At 34.4% G+C, this 24,441-nt stretch carries 23 protein-coding genes; 2 read left to right on the top strand and 21 right to left on the bottom strand.

From position 1 onward, the window contains the following. Nucleotides 1-9: 9 nt before the first annotated feature. From GM661_RS06385 to GM661_RS18905, 17 genes are all read right to left on the bottom strand, one after another. Nucleotides 10-948, bottom strand: coding sequence for a transketolase family protein (locus GM661_RS06385; protein ID WP_230869264.1), 939 nt, complete (start codon nt 946-948; stop codon nt 10-12). Continuing rightward, entirely contained in the window at nt 941-1,768 is an 828-nt protein-coding gene (locus tag GM661_RS06380; protein WP_230869263.1) for a transketolase, read from the bottom strand. The genes GM661_RS06385 and GM661_RS06380 overlap by 8 nt, the downstream gene beginning before the upstream one ends. A gap of 22 nt (nt 1,769-1,790) precedes the next feature. Then, the gene (locus GM661_RS06375) at nt 1,791-2,762 is read right to left on the bottom strand and encodes an ABC transporter permease (RefSeq protein WP_230869262.1); all 972 of its coding nucleotides are present in this window, start codon (nt 2,760-2,762) and stop codon (nt 1,791-1,793) included. 21 nt (nt 2,763-2,783) lie between these two features. Further along, entirely contained in the window at nt 2,784-4,286 is a 1,503-nt protein-coding gene (locus GM661_RS06370; protein WP_230869261.1) for a sugar ABC transporter ATP-binding protein, read from the bottom strand. 63 nt (nt 4,287-4,349) lie between these two features. Beyond that, complete coding sequence (locus GM661_RS06365) at nt 4,350-5,318, bottom strand: substrate-binding domain-containing protein (RefSeq protein ID WP_230869260.1); 969 nt, start codon at nt 5,316-5,318, stop codon at nt 4,350-4,352. A gap of 384 nt (nt 5,319-5,702) precedes the next feature. After that, complete coding sequence (locus GM661_RS06360) at nt 5,703-6,302, bottom strand: ANTAR domain-containing response regulator (protein WP_230869259.1); 600 nt, start codon at nt 6,300-6,302, stop codon at nt 5,703-5,705. Between the two features lie 23 nt (nt 6,303-6,325). After that, nucleotides 6,326-8,188 (bottom strand): ATP-binding cassette domain-containing protein, encoded by a 1,863-nt coding sequence (locus GM661_RS06355; RefSeq protein ID WP_230869258.1) that lies wholly within the window; start codon nt 8,186-8,188, stop codon nt 6,326-6,328. 214 nt (nt 8,189-8,402) lie between these two features. Further along, nucleotides 8,403-8,777, bottom strand: a complete 375-nt coding sequence (gloA, locus tag GM661_RS06350; RefSeq protein WP_230869257.1) for a lactoylglutathione lyase — start codon at nt 8,775-8,777, stop codon at nt 8,403-8,405. 129 nt (nt 8,778-8,906) lie between these two features. Beyond that, nucleotides 8,907-9,128 (bottom strand): hypothetical protein, encoded by a 222-nt coding sequence (locus GM661_RS06345; RefSeq protein WP_230869256.1) that lies wholly within the window; start codon nt 9,126-9,128, stop codon nt 8,907-8,909. A gap of 20 nt (nt 9,129-9,148) precedes the next feature. Then, nucleotides 9,149-9,625: a ferritin-like domain-containing protein gene (locus GM661_RS06340; protein ID WP_230869255.1), complete on the bottom strand. Its 477-nt coding sequence runs from the start codon at nt 9,623-9,625 to the stop codon at nt 9,149-9,151. A 106-nt stretch (nt 9,626-9,731) separates the two neighbouring features. Then, a complete protein-coding gene (locus GM661_RS06335; RefSeq protein WP_407929619.1) occupies nt 9,732-11,537 on the bottom strand; it encodes a YgiQ family radical SAM protein in 1,806 nt (601 codons plus the stop codon). Nucleotides 11,538-11,764: 227 nt separating this feature from the next. Next, nucleotides 11,765-13,417: a BCCT family transporter gene (locus tag GM661_RS06330; RefSeq protein ID WP_230869253.1), complete on the bottom strand. Its 1,653-nt coding sequence runs from the start codon at nt 13,415-13,417 to the stop codon at nt 11,765-11,767. Between the two features lie 439 nt (nt 13,418-13,856). Beyond that, on the bottom strand, nt 13,857-14,420 hold the full coding sequence (locus tag GM661_RS06325) for a phosphoribosyltransferase family protein (protein WP_230869252.1): 564 nt from the start codon (nt 14,418-14,420) through the stop codon (nt 13,857-13,859). Continuing rightward, nucleotides 14,421-15,503: a hypothetical protein gene (locus GM661_RS06320; protein WP_230869251.1), complete on the bottom strand. Its 1,083-nt coding sequence runs from the start codon at nt 15,501-15,503 to the stop codon at nt 14,421-14,423. It abuts the gene before it with no gap. 221 nt (nt 15,504-15,724) lie between these two features. Then, nucleotides 15,725-16,459 (bottom strand): ABC transporter permease, encoded by a 735-nt coding sequence (locus tag GM661_RS06315; protein WP_230869250.1) that lies wholly within the window; start codon nt 16,457-16,459, stop codon nt 15,725-15,727. Between the two features lies 1 nt (nt 16,460). Continuing rightward, on the bottom strand, nt 16,461-17,435 hold the full coding sequence (locus tag GM661_RS06310; RefSeq protein ID WP_230869249.1) for an ABC transporter ATP-binding protein: 975 nt from the start codon (nt 17,433-17,435) through the stop codon (nt 16,461-16,463). A gap of 69 nt (nt 17,436-17,504) precedes the next feature. After that, nucleotides 17,505-17,630 (bottom strand): hypothetical protein, encoded by a 126-nt coding sequence (locus GM661_RS18905; protein WP_269059909.1) that lies wholly within the window; start codon nt 17,628-17,630, stop codon nt 17,505-17,507. Nucleotides 17,631-17,866: 236 nt separating this feature from the next. Between GM661_RS18905 and GM661_RS06305 the strand changes: the two genes are divergently transcribed. Further along, entirely contained in the window at nt 17,867-19,009 is a 1,143-nt protein-coding gene (locus GM661_RS06305) for an MFS transporter (protein WP_230869248.1), read from the top strand. Nucleotides 19,010-19,019: 10 nt separating this feature from the next. Here GM661_RS06305 and GM661_RS06300 read toward each other — a convergent pair whose 3' ends face one another. Together GM661_RS06300 and GM661_RS06295 are read right to left on the bottom strand one after the other, a co-directional pair. Continuing rightward, entirely contained in the window at nt 19,020-19,829 is an 810-nt protein-coding gene (locus GM661_RS06300) for a Cof-type HAD-IIB family hydrolase (protein WP_230869247.1), read from the bottom strand. A 116-nt stretch (nt 19,830-19,945) separates the two neighbouring features. Further along, nucleotides 19,946-20,671, bottom strand: a complete 726-nt coding sequence (locus GM661_RS06295; RefSeq protein ID WP_230869246.1) for a DUF1385 domain-containing protein — start codon at nt 20,669-20,671, stop codon at nt 19,946-19,948. A 162-nt stretch (nt 20,672-20,833) separates the two neighbouring features. Between GM661_RS06295 and GM661_RS06290 the strand changes: the two genes are divergently transcribed. Continuing rightward, the gene (locus GM661_RS06290; RefSeq protein ID WP_230869245.1) at nt 20,834-22,105 is read left to right on the top strand and encodes an aminotransferase class I/II-fold pyridoxal phosphate-dependent enzyme; all 1,272 of its coding nucleotides are present in this window, start codon (nt 20,834-20,836) and stop codon (nt 22,103-22,105) included. A 115-nt stretch (nt 22,106-22,220) separates the two neighbouring features. Here the strand turns inward: GM661_RS06290 and GM661_RS06285 are convergent, their stop codons facing one another. Beyond that, complete coding sequence (locus GM661_RS06285; protein WP_125989255.1) at nt 22,221-22,481, bottom strand: stage V sporulation protein S; 261 nt, start codon at nt 22,479-22,481, stop codon at nt 22,221-22,223. A gap of 86 nt (nt 22,482-22,567) precedes the next feature. After that, nucleotides 22,568-23,899, bottom strand: coding sequence for an MATE family efflux transporter (locus GM661_RS06280; RefSeq protein ID WP_230869244.1), 1,332 nt, complete (start codon nt 23,897-23,899; stop codon nt 22,568-22,570). Between the last annotated feature and the right edge of the window lie 542 nt (nt 23,900-24,441).

The following is a 24,441-nucleotide window of genomic DNA, read 5'->3' as shown; positions in this document are numbered from 1 at the left end:
TAACTTTGCTTAACATCGTTTAACCAAATTAACTGCTTCTCTGGCTATATTATCAGCAGATATACCATAATACTCAAACAACTCTAACTGTTGACCGGCTATTGCTGGCTCATCAGGGATAGCAATCATCTTCATAGGGACAGGATAATTTTGAATAACAGTCTGTGCTATAACTGATCCCAGTCCACCATAAATACTATGCTCTTCTACTGTCAAGATACAAGCTGTTTCTTGAGCAGCCTTAATCACTGCCTTTTCATCAAGGGGTTTTAAGGTATGCATATTTAAAACCCTGGCTTTAATCCCTTTTTCTTTAAGTAATTTACTACTATCCACTGCTGACTTTACTGTTTCACCAGTTGCTATAATTGTTAAGTCATCACCTTCAGTTAGTGTTAATGCTTTACCTATTTCATAATCAAAATTAGCCGATTGATGTATATCAGGGACAGAATTTCTCCCAACCCTGATATAAACAGGACCACAATATTTTAACAGTTCATCTGTCATTTTTTCGGTTTCATAACGATCTGCAGGAAGAATAACAGTCATATTAGGTATTGCCATCATAACAGCTATATCCTGTAGAGCATGATGTGACATACCTAATGGTCCATAACTTAAACCACCACTTATCCCAACCACCTTGACATTAGTATTGGAATAGGCTAAATCAACTTTTATCTGTTCAATACTCCTCATTGATAAAAATGCAGCATATGAAGCAATAAAAGGGAGCTTGCCAGAAGATGCCAGTCCAGCTGCTATTCCTACTATATTTTGCTCAGCTATACCTACTTCAATTAACTGTTCAGGCAATTGTTCTCCAAACTTTGCCATTGAAGCAGAACCCCTGGAATCACTGGTTAAAACAAGTATATCTCTATTCTCTTTCCCTCTTTTAATTAAGGTATCACAAATTATTTGTTTATTTGCTATTTTATTCACCTAAATCACCTTCCTGAGAAGACAATTCTAACAAGGCCTTTTCCAGCTGTTTTTTATCTGGAACTTTATGATGCCAGGCAGCTTTATTTTCCATAAAGGAAACACCTTTTCCTTTTATGGTGTTGGCGATTATAATTGTAGGTTTATCTTTCTTTTTAGGTGTTGAATTAAATACCTTTAGTAATTCATCTATATCATGGCCGTTTACTTCAATTACTTTCCAACCAAAACTCTGCCATTTTTCTTTAAAAGGCTCCAGAGACATGATATCTTCTGTGTTACCTGTTATTTGTAATCTATTACGGTCAATTATCCCTATTAAATTATCCAGTTTATAATGAGAAGCAGCCATTGCTCCTTCCCAGATAGAACCCTCAGCCTGTTCACCATCTCCCATTACTACAAATACCCTATAACCCTTTTTATCAAGTTTAGCAGCCAGTGCCATACCAACAGCAATTGGTAGCCCATGCCCTAAAGCACCTGTATTCACCTCAACACCAGGTACTTTATTATTGGGGTGCCCTATAAGCCTGGTTTTAAACTGACAAAAAGTATCCAATTCTTTTTCTGGAAAATAACCTAAGTCAGCCAGTATACAATAATATGATTCTACTCCATGTCCTTTGCTTAAAATAAATCTATCTCTTTCTTCCCAGGTAGGGTCTTTTACTTTATAACTCATAACCTGATAGAATAATGTTACTAATATATCAACATTTGACAGGGATGATCCAGTATGCCCCATATTTGCATTATAAATCGTCTTTAATAAACTCCTTCTTATCTCTATTGATTTTAATAATAGACTATTTTCCATTAGAATCTTCCCCTTTTAATTATTAAGATCTGTTACGCTTTCTTACTAAATCAATGATAACCGCTACTAATACTACCAGACCTATTATGACTCTCTCCAGATAAGAAGATACGTTTAACAATACAATACCATTTGACAAAACACCCATTAAAATTGCTCCAATTAAGGTGCCTAAAATTGTACCTTCCCCACCACTTAATGAAGTACCACCAATAATAGCAGCTGTAACTGACGGCATTAACCAGCTTGCACCAATTGTAGCCTGTCCTGCATTTGCTCTGCTGACAAATATTATTCCTGCCAGGGCAGCCAGAGCACCTGCTATCGCGTAAACACTAATTTTAATTTTGTCAACCTTAATACCAACTAATTTAGAAGCAGATTCATTTCCACCAATAGAATAAATATAACGCCCAAAAGGTGTATTCTTCAAAATATATATTAAAATTAATGATATAATTAATAAGATTACTACTGGTACAGGAACAGGACCAATCATTCCCTGTCCAAGGTATTTAAAAGAAGTTGGTATCCCTAAGACAGGATACCCCTTGGTAATAACTAAGATAAGACCTGCAAAGGCTTCACCGGTTGCCAGGGTTACTATAAAGGGATTTAGTCCTATTTTAGCTATAAAAACCCCATTTATTATACCAAAAAACATACCACATAACACAGCAAGCAGTGTGCATAAATACGGATTTAATGGAGTACTAGTCATTAATATAGCACCAAGAATACTTGACAAACCAGCAATAGAACCAACAGATAAATCTATACCACCAGTGATTAAAACAAGTGTCTGCCCCAGGGCTACAAGTGCAACAAATGATGCCTGTCTAACAACTATACCCAGGTTATACTGATTTAAAAAATTAGGTGTAGTAATACTTAAGAGTGCACTCATAATAATAAGGGCTAACAATATACCACTTTCTTTAAAGTGCAGCAATTCTTTTACTTTTGTTAAATTACTATGTCTTTTTAATTCCATCTTCAAATAACCCTCCTTAGCTTAGCTTAAAGCAATACTCATTATTTCTTCTTGGGAGGTTTTATTGCTTTCAACCTCTCCTTTTACTAATCCTTCATGCATAATTAATACTCTATCAGCAACATCAATTACTTCCTGTATCTCAGAAGAAATAAAAATAATAGATATCCCTTCTTCAGTTAGCCTGTGTAATAATTGATATATTTCACCCTTGGCATTAACATCTATACCCCTTGTTGGTTCATCTAAAATTAATATTTTAGACTCAGCCATCATCCAGCGAGACAAAATAACTTTTTGCTGATTACCACCACTTAAATTTCTAATCAACTGTTTATAAGACGGTGTTTTAATCCTCATTTTATTTATATAATCTTCAACTACACTTATTTCTTTTACTTTATTTATAATACCTTTATTAGTAAAATTATTAATAACCGGCATAGTCATATTCTCAGCAATATTTAATATTGGGAATAATGCGAGTTCTCTTCTTTCTTCAGGAACATAACCAATACCATTTTTTATACCTTCCCAGGTATGATTATGATCAACCCTTTTTCCATTTATCCTTACTTCTCCATCTTGAGGTTTGGTAACACCAAATATACAGCTTACTAATTCTGTACGCCCTGCCCCTACCAAACCGGCAATACCAAGTATCTCACCTTTATAGAGCTTAAAACTTATATTATTAAACTCATTTTTACGGCTAAGGTTATCAACTTCAAGGACTCTCTCTTTATTTTCATAGTCAAAACATTTTTCGGTTTTCATTGTTTTGACATCCCGCCCGACCATATACTTTACCATCTCATCTTTAGTTGTATTATGAGGGTTCAATTCCTTAACTTTATTTCCATCCCTTAAAACAGTTATTCTATCAGCAATTTCAAGAATTTCTTCTAATCTATGTGATATATAAAATATAGATCCACCATTAGATGTAAAATTATCAATTATATTAAAAAGCATCTCTGTTTCTTTAATTGTTAAACTGGCAGTTGGTTCATCCAGAATTAATATTTTAGCATCAAAAGCAAGTGCCCTTGCTATCTGTACTATTTGCTGCTGGGCTACAGACAAATCTTTAACCGGTATATTAAGTTCTATCTTCTCACCTATTTTATCAAGTATACCCTCTGCTCTCCCCCTCATTTTCTTCCAGTCCAGGATATACTTTTCAATCTTACAGGGTTCCATACCAAGAAGAATATTCTCAGTTGTTGAAAGGAAGGGAACCAGATTTAATTCCTGTGGTACTATTCCTATTCCTAAAGTTTGAGCTGTTAACGGATTATCTATCTTAACCTCTTTATTACTCAAGTATATTTTTCCATCTTCGGGAGAAAACATGCCAAATATTATATTCATTAAAGTGCTTTTACCAGCTCCATTTTCACCAATTAAAGCATGTATCTCCCCTTTTTTAAGGGTCATACTTACATTATTTAGAGCCTTAACTCCTGGAAAAGATTTAGATATATTTTTGATTTCCATTACTACATTATTAATTGAAATCACTTCCTTTCCCTTTACAATAATCTCATACCGATCATATATGATCGGTATGAGATAAAAGTAAAATTAGTTTAAATCACTACCAGTAATTACTTTTGAACCAGTAGGGTGTTCCTCTGGTATAGTATGGTTTTGATTCATTGCCACCAAATATTTTACAGTCCAGTAACCAATTTCCCATTGACGTTGAATTTTAACAGCATCAATAACACCTTTTTGGACATATTGAATTGTTTCATCTAGATCATCCATACCAACAATGTGAACTTTCCCTACTAAACCTGCATTTTCCACAGCACGTGCTGCCCCTATAGGATTTGTAGCATTACAACCAAAGAAACCATCTATATTAGGGAAGGCTTGAATTATATTTTCAGTTAATTCCATAGCCTTTTGTAGTGAATCATTATCAGGTCTTTCAGTTACAATTTTTATATATGGATACTGTTCAATTGCAGCTTTAAAACCATTTACACGCCCCACATGATTTGGTGCACTTAATGTACCACTCAGGATAGCTACTTCACCCTTATAATTTATTTTTTTGGCCAAAAATTCTCCAAGTACATAGCCATCTTCAAAATTTTTGTCATGTCCAATATAACAAGCCCTTAGACTATCAGGTGCATCTGTATCAAAAGTAACCACATTTAATCCTGCATTTACTGCATCATTAATAACCTGAGTATTAGTGGCAGGGTCTAAGACTGCTATTGCCATTCCATCTGGACGGGCACTAATATTTGCTTCTATTTTTTTCATATGAGCAGTTATTTCTGCAGTTGGTGGTGCATCCCATTTCAGATCAATTTTGATCCCCTGGTCTGCAAACTCTTCGATGGCTTTTTCAGCACCAGCTCTAACAACATCATACCAGGGATGAACAACTTTAGGGATAAAGACAAATTTAAGGGTCTTATCTACTGGTTCTAATAAATCTTCCTGATTAAACCCAGCTGCCAAAATTGAAGTGGAAATAAATATCGTAGTTAAAATAACTCCTAAGATAATAATAAACCGTTTGCTTTTTAACAAAAAAATCACTCCTTTTAAAATTTGAGTTTTAACCGCTTATTACTTTTCCAATAAAATATCACAGAACATATAGGGCTTCCCCTATAACTTTTTCCATATCACCTCCAATTTTTTAAAGTTTCCCCCTTTATATTCTTATATTAATTATAGGCAATTTTTTTGGTAAAATTTGTTATAAATTAAAAATGGACACCCAGTATTCATTAAAATAGAATACAAGGCGTCCATGACCTTTTAATTATGCCTATGCCGTTCATGAGCATAGAAAAATATTAAATTTTATAAAATCATTATATCGTAAAATAATCAATATATCAAACAACAGTATCTCTATTATCAAGCAATAAAATTGATTATATCCTATTTGCAGATAAATACGAGTTTTTATTCATCAATTTGCAATAATTTATCAGCTTTTATAATTTCTTTTGCAGTTACAACTAGCTTTTTATTATTATTTCTGCTTTTTTTCTGTAAGGTTTTCATTGCCTGACTTTCCTTTATATTATATTTATCCATCAAAATGCCCTTCGCCTTTTCAATATATTTTCTAGCTTCAAAGGCTGCCTGTGTTTCCTGTAATTCTTTTCTCAATGATAGAAATTCTTCAAACCTGGCACTAGCCATTTCGATAGCAGGTTGTAAGTCTTTTTCGTCTATTGGTTTTACAAGATAACTAAAAGCCCCGGCTTTTTTAGCCCTATCTATTAATTCCTTATTATAATACCCGGTTACTACAATACTGGGCATGGGATAAAGCTCATTTATCTTTTTTATTGCATCTATACCATCTAAAACAGGCATATTAATATCTATAATTAATAAATCCGGTTTTTCCTTTAATGTTATTTCAACTGCTTTTTTCCCATTAGTAGCCTCACCAATAATTTCATGTCCTAATTCCTCTACCATTTCTTTAATACCCATCAAAACCATATATTCATCTTCTGCTACTACTACTTTCAAATAATTATCTTTGTTCATAAAATGTCCCCCCTAATATGATATCATTCCCATTTAGTAAGTGCCAGCTTATCCTCTGGTAGTATAATCTCAACTACAGTACCCTTATTATTTTTGAAGTCAATCTGACCCTCAAATTCATTCAAAATAATTGACTGGACAATTGAAATTCCAAGACTATTTAAATTATCTATATCAAACGATTCTGGTAATCCATGCCCATTATCACTAACAAGCAGAACAATATTATTGTTTTGATTTTTACAGCTTACCCTTACAATCCCTTTATTTTGGTTTTTAAAGGCATGTTTATAACAGTTATTAATTAATTCATTTATTATTAATGCTATAGCTGTAGCCTTATTATAGGGGATAAAAATATCATCTAATATTAATTTAATATTAACTTTTTCGTTATTATTATAAAATTTAGTGATTATCTTTATTATCTCTTTGAAGTTTATAATACTTCTTCCCTGCTTTTCTCTAGAAAGGAGGTCATGTACTGCAGCAATACTCTTTATCCTGGAAATAATATCATTTATTATATCATCTATTGTTTTTGAGGAATCTTTTTTTGTAAATTTTTTCTGTAACTTTATAAGACTTATAATAGTCTGTAAATTATTTTTTATACGATGATGACTTTCCTGCAGAAGGGCTGAATTACCCATCAATCTGGTATCTTCGATAGCAATAGCAACCTGTCTGGCAAAGGTCGATAGATACATTATCTCTTTTTCTGAATGGGCATAGTAGTCCCGGTAAGAAATTTGTATTAACCCCGTTATATGCGACCTTATTAAGACAGGAACACAAATAATTGTCTTTATATTTTTGAGGTTGGTAAAATAGGCCTTAAATTCCCTATCATTATCAGTTGTATAGTATGACTCATTTTCTTTAATTATATCAATAACAACATTTCTTTTTAGTTTGGCATCAATATCCTTAGATTTGTTATAATCAACATAATCTATTACAGAATCTGTTTCTTCATCTATTAAATATATTATACAATTATCAGAGTTCATAACCTTAGTTATATGATTGACTAAAAATTTAAGTACATCCTCTAACTCATAATTTGAAGTGAGAAATTCTGCTGCTTTAAATACAACGTTTAATACCTCTAAACTATAATGATCAACGTCTTCATTTTTACTCTCCATTCTATTCCAGCCGGAGATTAAGTTTAGTAGTTTTCGGGGATTGGCTTTAGCTTCACTACTTTCCATTGTCCCAACAATAATCCCTCTAGATAGGACCGATATTCTATCAGCAATTTTCAAGGCCTCTTCCCATTCATTGGTTACATAAATAATACTGGCTCCTCTTTTTTTCATTTTATTAATTATTTTATATAATAAGATAATTGATTTAGCCCCTAAATTATCTGTAGGTTCATGCATTATGATAACTTCAGGTTTGATTAGATATAACTTAGCAATAGCCACTATTTTCTGTTCTTCATTAGATAATTCATAAACCTTTTTATTATAGTCTATTTTCACATTAAGTTCGTCAAATAGCTGCTTAGCCATTCTATTGATTTTTTTCCAATCGATTGAAGGAGAATACTTTTTTGAAGGGTAGTTTAACAAAAATAAATTTTCTGCTACAGTAAAATTATCAATTAATCCTACATCATCACTTAAATAAGATATCTTATTATTCTTCACTTCATTTAAATGTAAGGTAATATTTTTATTTTTAATATAAATCTGACCCTGTTCATAATCACCGGAGCCCAACAAAAGTTCATAAAAGGCTTTTTTACCCATACCTTTTTCTCCAACTAAAGCATGTACTTCCCCTTTCACTAGGTCAAAATCTATTTTTTTTAGTGAGTAACCATCCTGATTTGTTCCTGATAAACCCTTTATCTCAAATATAATTTGATTCATAAACTCACTCCTATTTGTACTACAAATAAGAAAATTTAAACAAAAGAATTAATAAAAATGAATAGCCCATTTACACATTTCTACATAAAAATACAAAATATGATATATTACTTTAAAAAATTATAATATCATATAATCAATTAAATTACTAGCCTAAAGAGTGTCAAATAGTGCAAAAAATCCCCCGGCATTTTTAACCCGGAGGATTTTAAACTCAACCCTGAATAATTTCAATATCATAACCATCTGGGTCACTTATAAAGTAATAAGCATTTGAACCCTCACTAAGACTTGTAATTTCCCCTACTTTATAACCCATATCCTGATGCTTCTTATATGATTTCTGTAAATCATCAACTGTTAAAGCTATATGACTATACCCATTACCTATTATATAGGGTTCTTTCTGGTCATGATTATAGGTAAGCTCTAATTCAAAGTCACCTTCATCTGCCTTAAGATAAACCAGGGTAAAATCACTAAACTCTTTTCTCCTGGATTCCTTTAACCCCAAGGCATTTTGATAAAATTCAATAGATGCTTCTAAATCCATCACCCTGATACATGAATGAACAAACTTATAATCCATTATTTAATTCCCCCTTATAAAGATTAGATGGAACTATATTAAATCTATATAATACATTTTCTAAATATATTTCCATATTCCTGCTTTTTAGAGGCATTTTTCAAATTAATATCTCACTAGCCAATAAAACTATTCTTCAATAAAACCTACTATTTTTTCTGGGGCAATAAGCCGGTCATCAAATAAAACAATCATTGTTTCCTGTGTTAATTTCACATCTTCAACCCCGGAAATATCCAGTAGTGTTTCTTTTTTCTCTGTATAATCAGATTCCTTATCAAGGTTAAAATATACCTTTGTTAAGATTTCCTTTGCCTGACATGAGGCATTACAATTTAAACAATCTACCATTTTATAAATCACCTGTTTCTTTATTTTTTTTGTTTCTTTTTTATCCTCTGTAAAGATTCCCTTCTATCTTTAAACCAGCTGCGATGAATATCCTCTTCAACCAGATTATTTGTTAAAATATCCAGCAGATCACAATGCAGTACAGAATCAGGTTCTATTTTTTTTATTAGCTTCTTATAATCATAGATGGCCATAGTTTCAATTACATAATTATAATAAAAAAAGTTTACCGTACCAAAGAGTGGGGTAAGCTTGCCAGGTAGTAATCCTGTTATATATGAGAGCAGACTATCAATTTTTAAGGGTTTACTCCCTAATCTGATGATAATATCTTTAAACATCCGAGCATGGTTCAACTCTATTTCTGCTATTTTTAAGAGGACATGTTTAATATAATCATCATTACTCTGTTTGGCTTGATTAACATACAGGTCAATTTGTCCCATCTCTAAAGTATAGAACCAGTTTAACCATCTAAGTAAAACTTTATCATTCAAGATTATAGACCCCTTCTGGCTTATAATTACATGCAAACTATATTGCTTGGATTATTAATACTATTTATTATACCCAAATAATGAGAATAATCCTCTCAAAAACCGGTCATTTACCTTTTTTAGGCCTGATTAAAGCCTTTTGATGATAACCAATTAGATCCTGCCGGCCTGTTAATTTTAAAGCCTTATAAACCAGCTGATAATTCCGGGGATAATGATACTGAAGTAATGCCCGCTGCATCTTCCTCTCCTCATTGGACCTGGGAACATAAACACTTTTCATTGTTCTGGGGTCATACCCTGTATAATACATAGTTGTAGAAAGTGTACCAGGGGTAGGATAAAAATCCTGTACCTGTTCAGGATGATGGTTAATATTTCTTAAGTATTCTGCCAGTTCAACAGCAGATTCCAGGGTACTGCCAGGATGGCTTGATATAAGATATGGAATTAGATACTGTTCTTTACCAATCCCCTTATTAATCCTATAAAACTTTTTACGAAAACCCTCAAAAACTGCATTAGCTGGTTTTCCCATCAGTTCTAGAACATCACTGGCAATATGCTCAGGTGCTACCTTCAACAGGCCACTAATATGGTGTTGACATAGTTCCCTGAAAAAACTATCATCACCATCAGCCATAATATAATCAAACCTTAGGCCAGACCTGATAAAAACCTTTTTGACCCCTTCTAAATCCCGTAGGGTACGCAAAATATCAAGATACTCACTATGGTCTATTTTCATATTCTGACACGGCGAAGGGAAAAGACACTGCCGGTTTAGACAGGATCCCTTAGTTAATTGGCGGCTACAGGCCGGGTTTCGAAAATTTGCAGTTGGGCCGCCGACATCATGGATATATCCCTTAAAGTCACTGTCAGCTATAATTTCCCGGGCCTCATTAAGGATAGACTCCTTACTCCGACTAACTACTGACCTACCCTGATGAAAGGACAGGGCACAGAAGGAACAGGAACCAAAACACCCCCTTGAGCTCGTAATACTATATTTTACTTCTTTAATAGCCGGCACCCCACCCTGTTTTTCATAAATCGGGTGATAATTACGCTGATAAGGTAAGGAATAAACCAGGTCCATCATCTTCCTGTCCAGGGGCTTAGCCGGGGGATTTTGCACCAGATATCGATTATCATAACTCTGTACCAGTATATTCCCCCTGATCGGGTCCTGCTCATCATACTGTTTCTTAAAAGAGCGGGCATATTTCTCGTTACTATTGCTAACCCCTTGAAAAGAATCTATCACCTGATAACCGTATAGTTCATTAATATCATCTACAATATAGACTGTACCCGGTATATGCCTGATATACTTTATATCCAGACCACTAGCTAAATTCTCAGCTATCTCCAGAACCTGTCTTTCCCCCATACCATAAACTAATAAGTCAGCCCTACTGTCAAACAAAATAGAGCGCCTCACCTTATTATCCCAGTAATCATAATGGGCAAATCGGCGCAGACTGGCTTCAATCCCTCCAATTATAAGCGGGGTATCTTTAAAAACCTCTTTTAGCCTATTACAATAGACTATTGTTGCCCTATCAGGCCGCCTCCCACTCCTGCCCCCCGGAGAATAGGCATCATCCCTTCTTCTTTTTTTATTTACTGTATAATGATTAACCATTGAATCCATATTACCGGCTGTTACCAGAAAAGCCAGACGAGGAGTACCAAGTTTCTTAAAATCATTAGTACTCCTCCAGTCCGGCTGTGGAATAATCCCCACTTTAAAACCAGCATCTTCCAGTAAACGGGCAATAATTGCTGTACCAAAAGAAGGGTGATCTATATAAGCATCACCAGAAATAATAATAAAATCAAGCTCCTCCCAGCCCCTCTGTTCCATATCTTTTTTATCTATGACCATAAATTGCTCTCTATTCAAACCCATCACCTATTATTTATTTTATATTGTTTATTATAACAATATTGACTAATTATTAAAAGCTATAATAGAAAATAAAAGAAATATATCTTCAGTAAACCCTACTCTAACACCACAAAAAGCTATGGGAAATACCATAGCTTTTTTAAAATAATATTTTGTTATAATTACTGACTTACAAATGTATATAATATGAATTATATTCAACTGTTAAAAAGAAATAAACATTAAGATACAGCATCTTCATCTAGCTGAACATCAAATGTCTCTATCATCTTTTCAAAATGATCATTATCTTTGATATCTTTTTGTTTTTTATAGGTTTTTCTGATACTTCCAACAAGTAGAATAGCCATTAATGTTAATATTATTGCAAAAGGCAACCCTGTACTAATAACTGCTGTTTGAAGTGCTGACAATGCCTCTTCACCACCAATAAGAAGTAGAACAATTGCTATCAACCCTTCCATACAAGCCCAGAAGACACGTTGTGGTACAGGAGAATCAAGTTTTCCCCCTGAGGTAATATTATCAACAACTAAAGAACCAGAGTCACTAGATGTTACAAAAAAAGATATTACTAATAATGTCCCTAAGACCGATAAAACTATACGAATAACCCCTTGTAATAAGGCAATATCCAGGTATTGAATCAGCTCAAAAAGAGCAACAGGCAAATTGTTCTCCACTGTGGCAAAAAGATGTCCATTAAATAATTGATTTATATAGATTGCTGTTCCACCAAAAACAGACAGCCAAATAAATGATAATAAAGATGGTACAAAAAGGATTGCTGTTACAAATTCTTTAATAGTCCTCCCCTTAGAAATACGGGCAATAAACATACCTACAAATGGTGACCAGGAAATCCACCAGGCCAGATAAAAGACAGACCAATCACCCTGCCAACTGCTCTCACTAAGCGAAATAAAAAATGAAGATTTTAAAAAATCGTTTAAATATAATCCTAGAGAATTACTGAACGTTTTAAGAATAAATAGAGTTGGCCCCAGAGTAAGTATTGCTAACATAAAAACCAGGACCATTTTTATATTTATTTTAGATAAGAATTTTACACCTTTATCTATACCAGAGATAACACTTAAGGTAGCAATAGCTGTAATCAAGGCTATTAATAAAACTTGAATCATAACACTGATATTTAATCCAAACAAATAATTTAAGCCGCTATTAATTTGTTGGACACCAAGACCCAGTGATGTAGCCAGTCCAAATAAACAAGCAACTACAGCTAAGATATCTATTAAGTCTCCCCATAAGCCAAATATTTTTTCCTTTAAAATAGGATAAAATACTGATCGTAAAGAAAGGGGCAAACCCTTATTATAAGCAAAAAAAGCTAAAGCCAGTGATATAAGTGCATATATACCCCAGGGATGAAAACCCCAATGAAAAAAAGTAGTAGCTAATGCCTGGTTTACTCCATTTGCGTCTGTAAAAATCGGGGGCATCAACTCCTCATGATACAATGGTTCCCCAACTGCCCAAAACATAAGTCCAATACCCATGCCTGCCGAAATCAACATTGAATACCAGGCAAAATTACTAAACTCAGGCTCTGCTTTAACTCCCCCAATACGAACTGAACCCAGACGGGAAAAGGCAAGATACAAACAAATTCCAATAAACAAACTACTGGACAATATAAACAACCAATCAAAATTTGTAACGATCACACTATTAACAAGTTCAAAGATTTTATTGGCCTGTTCCAAATTAAAAAATGCAAAAGCGGAAAATAATAATACAATTATACCAGCTCCTAAAGATACAACTGGATTCATATCCAGACCCCATCTTTTAAAATTCCTACTATGAAGTTTTTCTTCCATAATTGTCTGTTTCTGTTTGTTTTTCAAAAGTAAAAACACCTTTCTATCTTAAAATAAATTTTGCGCACAACAAAAAACACTCTAACCCTATATATAGAGTTAGAGTGTTTAAGTTTCGCCTATTTAGACTCACTTTATATCATATTAAAATATAATATAACACATTTCCTTTTAGGACCTGTGCAAACCTCAGTTCTAAAAATAATTTTTCACTTATTATTTCATTTTTCTCTGGCAAATTTACTTAAATCTATTCACATACTATTCTTTTAGTATTTGGAACATATCAAAGCTGATAAGCCAAACTATTCTAATAAGCTACTTTATAATATTATTCAGTTCTTAACGACACGACTATTATTTTATCACAAAGATTCTGGTGTTTCAAGAAATTAAAATCATTCTCACATCCAAAACACAGCCTACCCCTTCAGACCATGTTTTCAAATAATATTTAAACAATATATTACTTCCTAAACAATGGTAGGTCCTGTAAATAGATTACCTCACCATCATAATTATCCCCTTCCTTTAGCACTGCTGCCCTGCCGACAACCTCCGCCTCGGCCATGTCCATTAATTTTTCCAGAGACTTAAAAGTACCCCCAGTTGATACTACATCATCAAGTAGTACAACCTTCTTCCCTCTGATTTTTTCTGCATCCAGACCGTTTAATACCAACTGCTGTTTCTCCCTTGTTGTTATTGAGGCAACATCCAGTACTACAGGATTTTCAGCATAGGCCTTAACCTGTTTCCGACAAATTATATAACTATTATGACCCAGAAAAGTCCCCATGGCATGAAGTAGTGGTATTACTTTAGCCTCAGGCCCTACCAGATAATCAAACTTAAGTCCAGCTAACTTTGTCGCCAGGGCACCAGCACAAAAGTTAACCAGTGTAACATCACCCAGCATAACAAAAGAAGCAATCCAGAGCTCATCATTAAGCTGTACTATCGGTAATTTGCGGTGAAAACCACTTATCTCCAGGTCATAATATTTCTGACCTTCATACTTTAACTCCATTTACATCACACCTGTTAATTGAAATAAAAATCTTAATACTACACCAGACATCATACCAACAAAGGGATCAAAACGCGCAGTTGAAACTATAACAACCCCCAATACAGCTGCCATAGATGAATTTAAAGCAACATTTTGAAAAGCCAGCTGAGCATTAGTGGGCAGGGTTACTATCGCACCAAGAACCAATAAGAAACCAGCTATCGAAGAACTGGGAACATAGCGCCCGATTTTAGGTAAAAGTTTGGCAAATAATATCACCGCAAAGATACCCATCATTAAAATCCCTGCCAGAACTGGATGTGGGGCATCAGCTGTAGCAGAGATAATACTCTCAACTGGTGAACCGCCAAATAATGAGGAAGCCATATCAGAGAGTGATGAATAAATTGCTAAATGATCAATATTCACACTTCTCCCGGCTATCTGTCCTGTTAATTTACCAAAAGAAATATTTGCACCAATATTCAAAGTAATTAAGGCCAGAGCACCCCTGACAACCCTGGGATTAGTCCAGAATTTCCAGACAAGGGGTTGAATCTTAAGCCTTTCGTTTGTTTCATTATGTTCTACAGGCTCAAAGCTGGTGAATTGCGCAACAATACAACTGATTAAAACTGACCAGACAATGGTATGTACCAAACTGGCAGATATAATCCAGACAATCAAGGCTACAACTACTGAAGTAGCACCAATTGCTTTCTCCTTAAGCCCCATATCAATAGCTACATAAGCCAGCATAATTCCTACCCCTGCCATCATGGCATTGGTGATCTCTGGACCTACTAAAGCCACTATTTTTTCCAACAAACCCAAAATACCTATCAAAGCCATACCCAGACCACCAAAGAAAATAGCTGATAAAACCTCTCTTTTCTTTTTACTCAATCTACCTGCAAGTGTTATTGTTTCTGCCTGAAAGGATATTACTGCAACACTCTGAAAAAAACCTGCCCCAATCATCCCAACAACAAAAGCAAGTGCAGTTGGTAAAGCCGCAAACCCAAAACTCAAAGCCAGTAAACCCTGGGGAATCCCATTTAAGACAACCCCTAAAGCCGCCAACAAATCCTGAATTGACATATTAACTACCTCTCCTTTGCTCACTTTGTGTCGTAATTTGTTATATTTTATATATTAATTTCTTCTACATATACTATATATTCCCTTCAAGAAGAATAAAAATAACAATATTCAGTATATAATTTATCTCCCATCTTTCACAGCTGGTAACATCAACCTGGCCTTTGTCATATTATAAAAAAATAAAGGGGGAAAACTTAATAGCAGTGTTCACAGAGAATTTACTTAATCCACTTTTTTTTAATATTCTTGATGCTAATAACAAATAAAACTACAGCAAAAAAAAGTATTAATAAAAAGTTTAATCCTGGATTCATGATATTATCACCATTAATAGCATATTTTAAAATATCAGCACCATATGTCAAAGGCAGACAATATGATAAAGGCCTGATTAATTTGGGCAAATTTTGCAGGGGTATAAATAAACCACATAAAAAAATCATGGGAAATCTAAAAAAATTAGAAAAGGTCTGGGCCTCAAAAACCTCTTTAACTGAAACAGCAATAAATAAACCTAAAAAAGTAGAGGTAATAGAAATTAAAAAAATACTAACTATAGCAGGTAGCCAGCTGATTTCTGAGAGGTCCGTTAAAAGTACTGCAAAAAACAGGGGTACAAGGGCATTAAAGACACCAAAGATTATGGCCCCACTGGTTTTAGCAAACATCAAAGTATTTAAATCTATAGGAGCCAGTAAGAGTCGGTTAAAGGAGGCCTGTTTTTTTTCAAAGGTTATAGTAACAGCAAGCATTGAAGTTGTTCCAAAAAGAATTGACAAAGATATCAAACCTGGTAAAAAACCCGGAATATCAACTGGAGCCTCTGTTCTCAAGAAAAACATTAAAGTCCAGGAAATAGGAAAAAGCAGCCCCCAGCTGATATTAGGTGGTTTTAAATAATATGTTTTGATATCCTTAAGTAATATACTTTTAAAAGCAATCCAGGTTGTCATTTTATCTGCCTCCCTTTGCTTTATCTTTTTCCATTTCATCTACTTCAATACCTGTAATCTTGACAAAAACATCCTCCAGTGACGGCCTCATCAGCCTGGCTTCATAAATATTACAGTCAATCTCATTAAAAATATTAATAAATTTATTTATCGTAGTTTTTCTATCAATATGAATCCTGATTTTTTCTCCAAACAGTTCTACCTGATAAGCTGATAGTTTTTTAAGAATAGTCTCTTTATCCTGAAGAGATTTTTTATCACTTAAAAATTCTATGATATTATCCTGCCGGACATTATCAAGTAAGTTTTCCGTTGTATCCAGGTGTTTAATCTTCCCCTGAACAATAAAGGCTACCCTATCACAAAGACGCTCGGCTTCTTCAATATAATGGGTAGTTAAAAAGATAGTAGTCCCTGCTCTATTTAAATCAATAATTAATCTTCGGATCTGTCGGGCACTGGCTACATCAATCCCCGTAGTCGGTTCATCCAGAAAAAGAATTTCAGGTTTATGTATAATACCAGCTGCTATAGTCAATTTTCTCTTCATGCCTTTGGAATAAGCCCCAAACGTCCTGCCGCCTACCTCAGCCAGATTGAATTTTTCTAATAAATACCTTGCCTCTCTTTCCCGCACCCCTTTTTTTAAACCATAGAGTGAAGCACAAAAACAGAGATTTTCAAAGCCATCAAGCTCTGGATACAAATTGCTTTCACTGGGGACAATCCCGATAGCCTCCTGTACCTTTTTAATCTCTGTTTGACCATTAATTTTGACCTGTCCTGAACTTATTCTATTTAGGCCTGTCAGCATATTGATTGTTGTTGTTTTACCCGCCCCATTTGGCCCCAGAAAGCCGAAAATCTCTCCCCTTTGCACAGTAAAAGATATCTTATCTACAGCATCTACTTCCTCATATCGTTTACTTAAATTTTCTACTTCAATTGCAGCCCTAATCTCTTGAGAATTGTTCATCTTATAAAAGCACTCCTTTACCATCTTTAAGAATAGTTTCAGGGGTGTTTAAACACCCCTAATAAAGTCCTATTTATCTCTTGCACAGGAATGTTCTTTTTCATCTCCATGACATTCCTTAATCTGTTCAGGACTACATTCTCCAGGTTTCTTACCATTTAATCTATCGGGATGTTCACATCTCTTTTCAGCCACAAATCATTCCCTCCTTTCTCTAGAACACCAATCTGATTAAGTAGTTGTTTAATTAAATTATAACATACTAATTTATATTGTCAACACTTTTATAACTCTTATCTACACTAAAAAGAGGAATCTATTCATTTAAAAAGAATTAGTTATTATAAATTCTTATTTATTTAAGACGCTTATTTGAAAGGAGATTCTAAGTTAAGACCATGAACATTACAATAGGGGAGTGAAATTCAACAATGAAACGATGGTTTATACTCACAGCATCAATCATTTTACAGATTATCTTAGGTGGGATATACGCCTGGAGTGTTTTTGGCCCTTCATTAAAGGAGACTTATCATATTAGTATTAGTCAGAGCAGCTTTATTTTTGGTGTTACAATACTGGCATTCACACTCAACATGATATATGCAGGGAGAGTATTATCAATAAAAGGACCGCGTTTCACCGCTTTTATAGGTGGACTGTTATATACCTTGGGTTACTTAATTGCTTCATTTTCAAAGGGAGCATATCCTATTATATTGCTTGCTATTGGCTTAATTACAGGAGCAGGGATAGGTTTTGGTTATGTATGTCCATTAACCACCTGTATTAAGTGGTTTCCTGAAAGAAAGGGATTAATAACCGGATTAGCTGTTGCTGGTTTTGGTGGTGGAGCCATTATCTTAACTAGATTTGTTTCTATCTTACAGAACAACGGTCTAGATACTTTATTAATTTTTAGAAATATTGCTATTTATACAGGATTACCTGCTATTATAGCAGCCCTATTTCTTAGTAACCCCCCAGAAAATGATAGAGAGAAAAATAACAAACAAAAAATGACAGTATTATTGAGGAACAAAATAACCATTGCCATGATAATAGGGATGTTTAGCGGGACTTTTGGTGGTTTAATGGTTGTTAGCAATATTAAACAAATAGGTCTTTCTAACCATCTTATTGAACAGTATGCCGTATTAGCTATCAGTTTATTTGCCGTCGGAAATGCCCTGGGCCGTATATTATGGGGTGCTATTTTCGATAGAGTTGGCAAAATATCAATTCCCATATCCCTGGTTCTATTAGGATGCTCTGCCCTGTTAATGTTATCAAATTCAGCAATTATTTTTAATCTAGCAGCCATTATGACCGGAATTGCTTTTGGAGGTTGTTTTGTCCTATACTTTCTTAGAATTGTTGAACACTTTGGAGACCTGGCAGGCAAATTATACCCTTTTGTCTTTCTAGCCTATGGAATATCAGCTATACTTGGCCCTGCCCTTGGTGGGTGGACTTATGACCAGACAGGTACTTATAAAATGGCAATTTACACTTTATTATTTATTACCCTACTGGGTGCAATCAGTTTATATCAACTTGAAAAAACTAAATAAACAAAGGCAGCTAGTTAAAATACTTATAGATAATCCTGGCAACCCCATCATTATCATTGCTGCTGGTAATTTCATCAGCCTGTTCTTTTACAGGTTCAGGGGCATTTCCCATAGCTACCCCCAGGCCTGCATATTCAATCATATTAAGGTCATTATAATTATCACCTATAGCAATTATTTCATTTCTTTCCACACCATAACTAGCTGCCAGTTTTTCAATAGCTGCTGCTTTAGAAACCGCCTTATCCATAATCTCTAAATAGCTGGGTTTTGAACGGTAAAAAGCAATACTAGCTGTCACCCTTGCTGTCATCTTTTGTAGTTGATGATATAAAACAGTGATATCTTCTTTTTCTCCCATACATAATAATTTATTTGCCCCTCCTGAGTTTCTATACCAGCTGTCAATTAATTTTGTATAATTAACTTCCAAGGGTGTAAGTCCAGTAATTTCTTTCTCCTGCCTGGCCCAGCAATCTTTATTCTCTATATACCAATCATTATTACAATAGATACTAAGATGAACCTGTCCCATAAAATTATCATAAATTAATTCTACTACTGAGCTTGAAATAGTTTTATTTAAAAGAACATTTCTTTGCTCATCCAGAATCAAAGCACCACTATACGAAATAACAGCTTTATTAAGCCCTAATTCCTTTTGATATGGAAAAATCCCGGCAGGCATACGGGCTGATACAAGTATTACTGGTATTCTGCCAGAAACAAGCCGTACTGCTTCTCTAGTTTTAGAAGATATCTTATGATTTGAGTTTAGTAGAGTACCGTCAATATCCAGACAAAGCATTTTATAACTCATAAATCACATCCTCCTATTATACCTTAAATTTGTGAAAAATGTCATTCATTATTTACTTTAATAGCTATTATGATAATATATTATAGCTATTTTATCATAATATTTTAACCAATCGTTTACCTTAAAAGCTCTAAAGCAGCTTTAGCCGCCCTGATATGTTTTTCTTCTGGTTCCTTTGTTACTAACCGTTGAAAGAGATAAGGCAGAAAAAGAAGCTGCTCAGGGGTATACCTGATTAATTCATAGGCTATCCCCAAAAACAATAATTCTAAAAGTAAGGGGTTTAACGGGATATAGACAAATAAACCTATTGTACAGGTTATTAATAGATAATAAAACACTATATTACTACCACACCTTTTATGAAGCCGGGAATATGACTGAATATCCCCCTGACAATCATTTTCATAATAATGAACCACCTTATGCTCAGCACCGTGATATTTTAAAACTTCAGAAATAGTTTTCCTGAATAATAATAGTAATAGAACAGGGAAACCAAAATATATCAAATTTAAAATATTGTTAGTGACCTGACTTTCTGATCCTGGTATAAAGATATATAGCAAATCCAACAGTAATATTAATAAAATAGCCCAGTATTTTTTAGGATTATTAATACCCTCTTTTAAAAACATCCAGATAGCCATTAAGAGACTTACTATCCCTCTTAATATGGGAATTTTTTTGATCAACTTATAGTATTTAGACCTTTTTACACTACTAAGCTTTACCTGTAATTTACCATTTTCATCATAATATGCTTTAGCAGAAAAGCTACTATTTATCAATCTTACACCATTTTTATAGGCCCTGCCACCGATTTTTTCTTTTTGACTCATTTATCTCATTCCCTTCTTCTCCACAAACTTCTATTTATATTGTGGATACACTATTTAATTATAGCATATTAATTTAAATAATTGCTAAATGATCTTTAATTACATTGCCATTTTCCCCACGATATATTAAAATAGAAGAAAAGAAAGCAGGAGGTAGTCAATATGAATGTATATCAAGGAGCTACAGAGGAAGAATTACGTAGATTCCAGCAGAAAGCAAACGAAAAATACGAAAAATATCAGGCTGAAAACCTTAATTTAAATATGGCCCGGGGAAAACCATGTCCAGAACAACTTGATTTATCAAATGGCCTATATAATGACATTAAAACCCTAATTGATGAAAATGGTACTGATTGTCGAAACTACGGTGGTGTTGAAGGACTCCCTGAAACAAGGAAATTATTTGCTGACCTACTTAATGTTAAGGTTGAAGAATTAATTATCGGAGGAAATTCCAGCCTGAATATTATGTATGATAACCTAGCCAGGGCTTTTAATCACGGTGTAGATGAAAAAAGCACTCCCTGGAGTAAATTAGAAAAAGTCAAATTCCTCTGTCCCAGCCCAGGTTATGATCGCCACTTTGCCATTTGCGAACTATTTGGTATTGAAATGATTAATATACCCATGCAGAATAATGGACCAGATATGGATAGGATTGAGGAACTGGTCAAAGAAGATGAATCTATTAAAGGTATCTGGTGTGTACCCAAATATAGTAATCCTACAGGGGTTGTCTATACTGATGAAGTAGTAAATAGATTGGCTGCTATGGAAACAAAGGCTAATGATTTCCGTATCTTCTGGGATAATGCCTATATTGTACACCACCTGACAGATAATCCACCCCGGTTGAAAAATATCTTACATGCCTGCCGGGAATATAAAAACCCAGACAGGGTCTATATCTATGTTTCTACATCCAAGATCACTTTTGCAGGGGCAGGTTTAGGTGTTTTTGCCTCTAGCAAAAAAAATATCGATTATATAGTCAGCTTAATCTCTAAACAAACTATTGGTCCCAATAAGATAAATCAATTACTCCATACCAGATTTTTTAAGACAGTTGATGGTATCCTGGAACACATGAAAAAACATGCAGCTATTATCAAGCCTAAATTTGATTTAGTCCTGGAAATAATGGAAAAGGAACTGGCAGACAAAAATATTGCCCGTTGGAGTAATCCCAAGGGAGGCTATTTTATTAATCTCGATGTTATGGAGGGGTGTGCAGGTAGAGTAGTTCAACTGGCAAAAGAAGCTGGTGTTACCCTTACCAAAGCAGGGGCTACTTACCCCTACGGCAAAGACCCTGCAGACACTAATATCCGTATTGCACCTACCTTGCCCCCTATCAAAGAACTTGAAAAAGCCATTAATATTGTTACTGTCTGTATAGAAAAAGCAACACTGGACAAAATTCTCAAATAACCCTCTAAAAAACAGCCTTTGTTTCAGGGGCTGTTTTTTTAATAAGAAAAACCCTATCTCCAGGGTTAAATCTCTCTTAAGATAGGGGATTACATAGTAAAATTATAAAACTAGCTTACCTTGGTTCCACAATTATTTTAATCGCTGTTCTCTCTTCACCTTCAATTTCAAGGTCAGTAAAAGCCGGTATACAAATCAGGTCAATCCCACTGGGAGCCACAAATCCCCTGGCAATGGCTATTGCCTTGATAGTCTGATTTACAGCACCAGCACCAATGGCCTGCATCTCAGCCCTTCCCCTTTCCCTTAAAACACCGGCAAGTGCACCTGCCACTTTGTTTGGATTTGATTGTGTTGCTACCTTCAATACTTCCATTTTGACAAAACCCCCTTAATCTATAATACTATATATATATTATATTAAAGATAAATTCATGAATACCTTTATTTTACAAGGGTTTTTTATCCTATCATGGCTTTATTTGCCCATTTTTTACTATTCCATCTGTGGAGCATAGAAACACCCCTGAACCATTCATCCAGTAAGATCCCCAGCCAGATACCAGGCAGACCATAGCCAAGAACAACCCCAAAGATATAAGCAGACAGAACACCAATACCCCACATACTAATAACTGCCATTACAACAGGAAAGATTACATCACCAGCACCCCTTAAACCGTAAATCAGGATAATATTGAAGGTTCTGCCGGGCTCCAGAAAGGCATCTACTGCCAGGGTAGCCGCCCCCAGGAGTATGATCTCCTGATTATCTGTATAAAAACCCATAAATATCCTACCAAAGAGAAATAATACTACACCACCCAGCATAGAGAAAAACATAGCTATTTTGAAGTTTTTAAGTCCAGTATGATAGGCCTCATCTATTTGACCAGCACCTATCAAATGTCCAATCATAATCTGGTTAGCCTGCCCGATAGAAATAGAAAATATCATTACAAACCAGGTTAATGTCCAGACATATGTCCTGGTAATATAGGCCATTTCCCCCAGATTAATCAAGATAATACTCATCAGCACTGTCTGAGCTAAGTTATAGGACATATTCTCCATAGCTGAAGGAAAACCAATCTTAATCAATTTTTTAAGGGCCAGCATTGGCTTATTTTTAAGATAAGAAAACATCTCAATGGGAAGCACTACTCTGAACAGGAATATCAAGGCCACAATAGTCGCCAGTACTCTACTAAAAGTAGTCGCTATTGCCACACCACTGGCACCCAGGACTGGCAAACCAAAAAGACCAAAGATAAAAGCAGCATCACCAATTACATTTAAAATATTCATACCAACAGTTATCAACATACTCTCTTTAGTATAACCATGACTCCTGATAATTGCAGTAACAGTATTTAAAACAGCCTGAACAAATAAAGCACCACCTACTATCTTTATATATGCTGAGGCATACTTCATTAAGTCGGGGGTAACCCCCACCTTAAGCAAGATTATCCTTCCCATAAAAATCATAATAACACTTACCAGTAGACCGATTGCTAAATTCATAACCAGTGAAACCGAACTAACTCTTTCGACATCCTCTCTCCTTTTTGCCCCTACATTCTGGGCTACCAGCACTGCTGTTCCCGCTGAGATTATGACAAATATTAGATTAAGGATATTAATAACCTGATTAGCCGCTCCAATAGCTCCAGCAGCCTTATCATCAAATTGGCTGAGCATAAAAATATCCGCCACTCCAAGTAACATAAATAATAATGTCTCGATAAAAATCGGTATCGCCAATTGATGTAGTTTTTTCCTTTCTTCCATAATATATTCACCTACCTTCAACAACTCTTTATACCTATAAAATTTACCAATATATTAAATACTTTATTCATTCTAGCAGTATCTGCTTACTAAGTCAACAACAAATTAATTAAAAATATAATTCATTCTCTTATTATATTATTAAGAAAACAAATTTAGACTTTGCTACTTATCTTTTATTAAATACATTAACTTTTGATTACTTTCAGTACTAATATATAATTAAACTCATAAAAAACATTACAAATTCAATTAATTTCGCTTTTTCTGTTTACATGAAGAGACAATTATTATATAATAACCACAATAACTTTTTCACTTAAAAAACCACCTTTGGTACCCCCCAAAGAGTGGTTTTTTCCTTGTAGTCTACTTTTAAATATGCTAAGATATATTTAGAAGATCAAAGTGGCTAAACGGCTATCCAGACTTAATCAATAATTATTATAAACTAGATAAATATATTTACTGAACGACTCTAGAAATTGTCTGGAGGCATGGACGCTGGAAGACAATTTCTCGACAGTAAACGAAGGCAGGAC

The sequence above is a fragment of the Iocasia fonsfrigidae genome (assembly GCF_017751145.1).
Lineage (GTDB): Bacteria > Bacillota > Halanaerobiia > Halanaerobiales > DTU029 > Iocasia > Iocasia fonsfrigidae.
The sequence above is the reverse complement of the archived record's forward strand: the minus strand, read 5'-3'. Positions and strand labels throughout refer to the sequence as shown.

Excerpts from the sequence above, each read along its gene's own strand:
- GM661_RS06380 (WP_230869263.1), bottom strand. The coding sequence starts at position 1,768 with ATGGAAAATAGTCTATTATTAAAATCAATAGAGATAAGAAGGAGTTTA.
- GM661_RS06375 (WP_230869262.1), bottom strand. The coding sequence starts at position 2,762 with ATGGAATTAAAAAGACATAGTAATTTAACAAAAGTAAAAGAATTGCTG.
- GM661_RS06360 (WP_230869259.1), bottom strand. The coding sequence starts at position 6,302 with ATGAACAAAGATAATTATTTGAAAGTAGTAGTAGCAGAAGATGAATAT.
- GM661_RS06355 (WP_230869258.1), bottom strand. The coding sequence starts at position 8,188 with ATGAATCAAATTATATTTGAGATAAAGGGTTTATCAGGAACAAATCAG.
- gloA (WP_230869257.1), bottom strand. The coding sequence starts at position 8,777 with ATGGATTATAAGTTTGTTCATTCATGTATCAGGGTGATGGATTTAGAA.
- GM661_RS06345 (WP_230869256.1), bottom strand. The coding sequence starts at position 9,128 with ATGGTAGATTGTTTAAATTGTAATGCCTCATGTCAGGCAAAGGAAATC.
- GM661_RS06325 (WP_230869252.1), bottom strand. The coding sequence starts at position 14,420 with ATGGAGTTAAAGTATGAAGGTCAGAAATATTATGACCTGGAGATAAGT.
- GM661_RS06320 (WP_230869251.1), bottom strand. The coding sequence starts at position 15,503 with ATGTCAATTCAGGATTTGTTGGCGGCTTTAGGGGTTGTCTTAAATGGG.
- GM661_RS06315 (WP_230869250.1), bottom strand. The coding sequence starts at position 16,459 with ATGACAACCTGGATTGCTTTTAAAAGTATATTACTTAAGGATATCAAA.
- GM661_RS06310 (WP_230869249.1), bottom strand. The coding sequence starts at position 17,435 with ATGAACAATTCTCAAGAGATTAGGGCTGCAATTGAAGTAGAAAATTTA.
- GM661_RS06305 (WP_230869248.1), top strand. The coding sequence starts at position 17,867 with ATGAAACGATGGTTTATACTCACAGCATCAATCATTTTACAGATTATC.
- GM661_RS06300 (WP_230869247.1), bottom strand. The coding sequence starts at position 19,829 with ATGAGTTATAAAATGCTTTGTCTGGATATTGACGGTACTCTACTAAAC.
- GM661_RS06295 (WP_230869246.1), bottom strand. The coding sequence starts at position 20,671 with ATGAGTCAAAAAGAAAAAATCGGTGGCAGGGCCTATAAAAATGGTGTA.
- GM661_RS06290 (WP_230869245.1), top strand. The coding sequence starts at position 20,834 with ATGAATGTATATCAAGGAGCTACAGAGGAAGAATTACGTAGATTCCAG.
- GM661_RS06285 (WP_125989255.1), bottom strand. The coding sequence starts at position 22,481 with ATGGAAGTATTGAAGGTAGCAACACAATCAAATCCAAACAAAGTGGCA.
- GM661_RS06280 (WP_230869244.1), bottom strand. The coding sequence starts at position 23,899 with ATGGAAGAAAGGAAAAAACTACATCAATTGGCGATACCGATTTTTATC.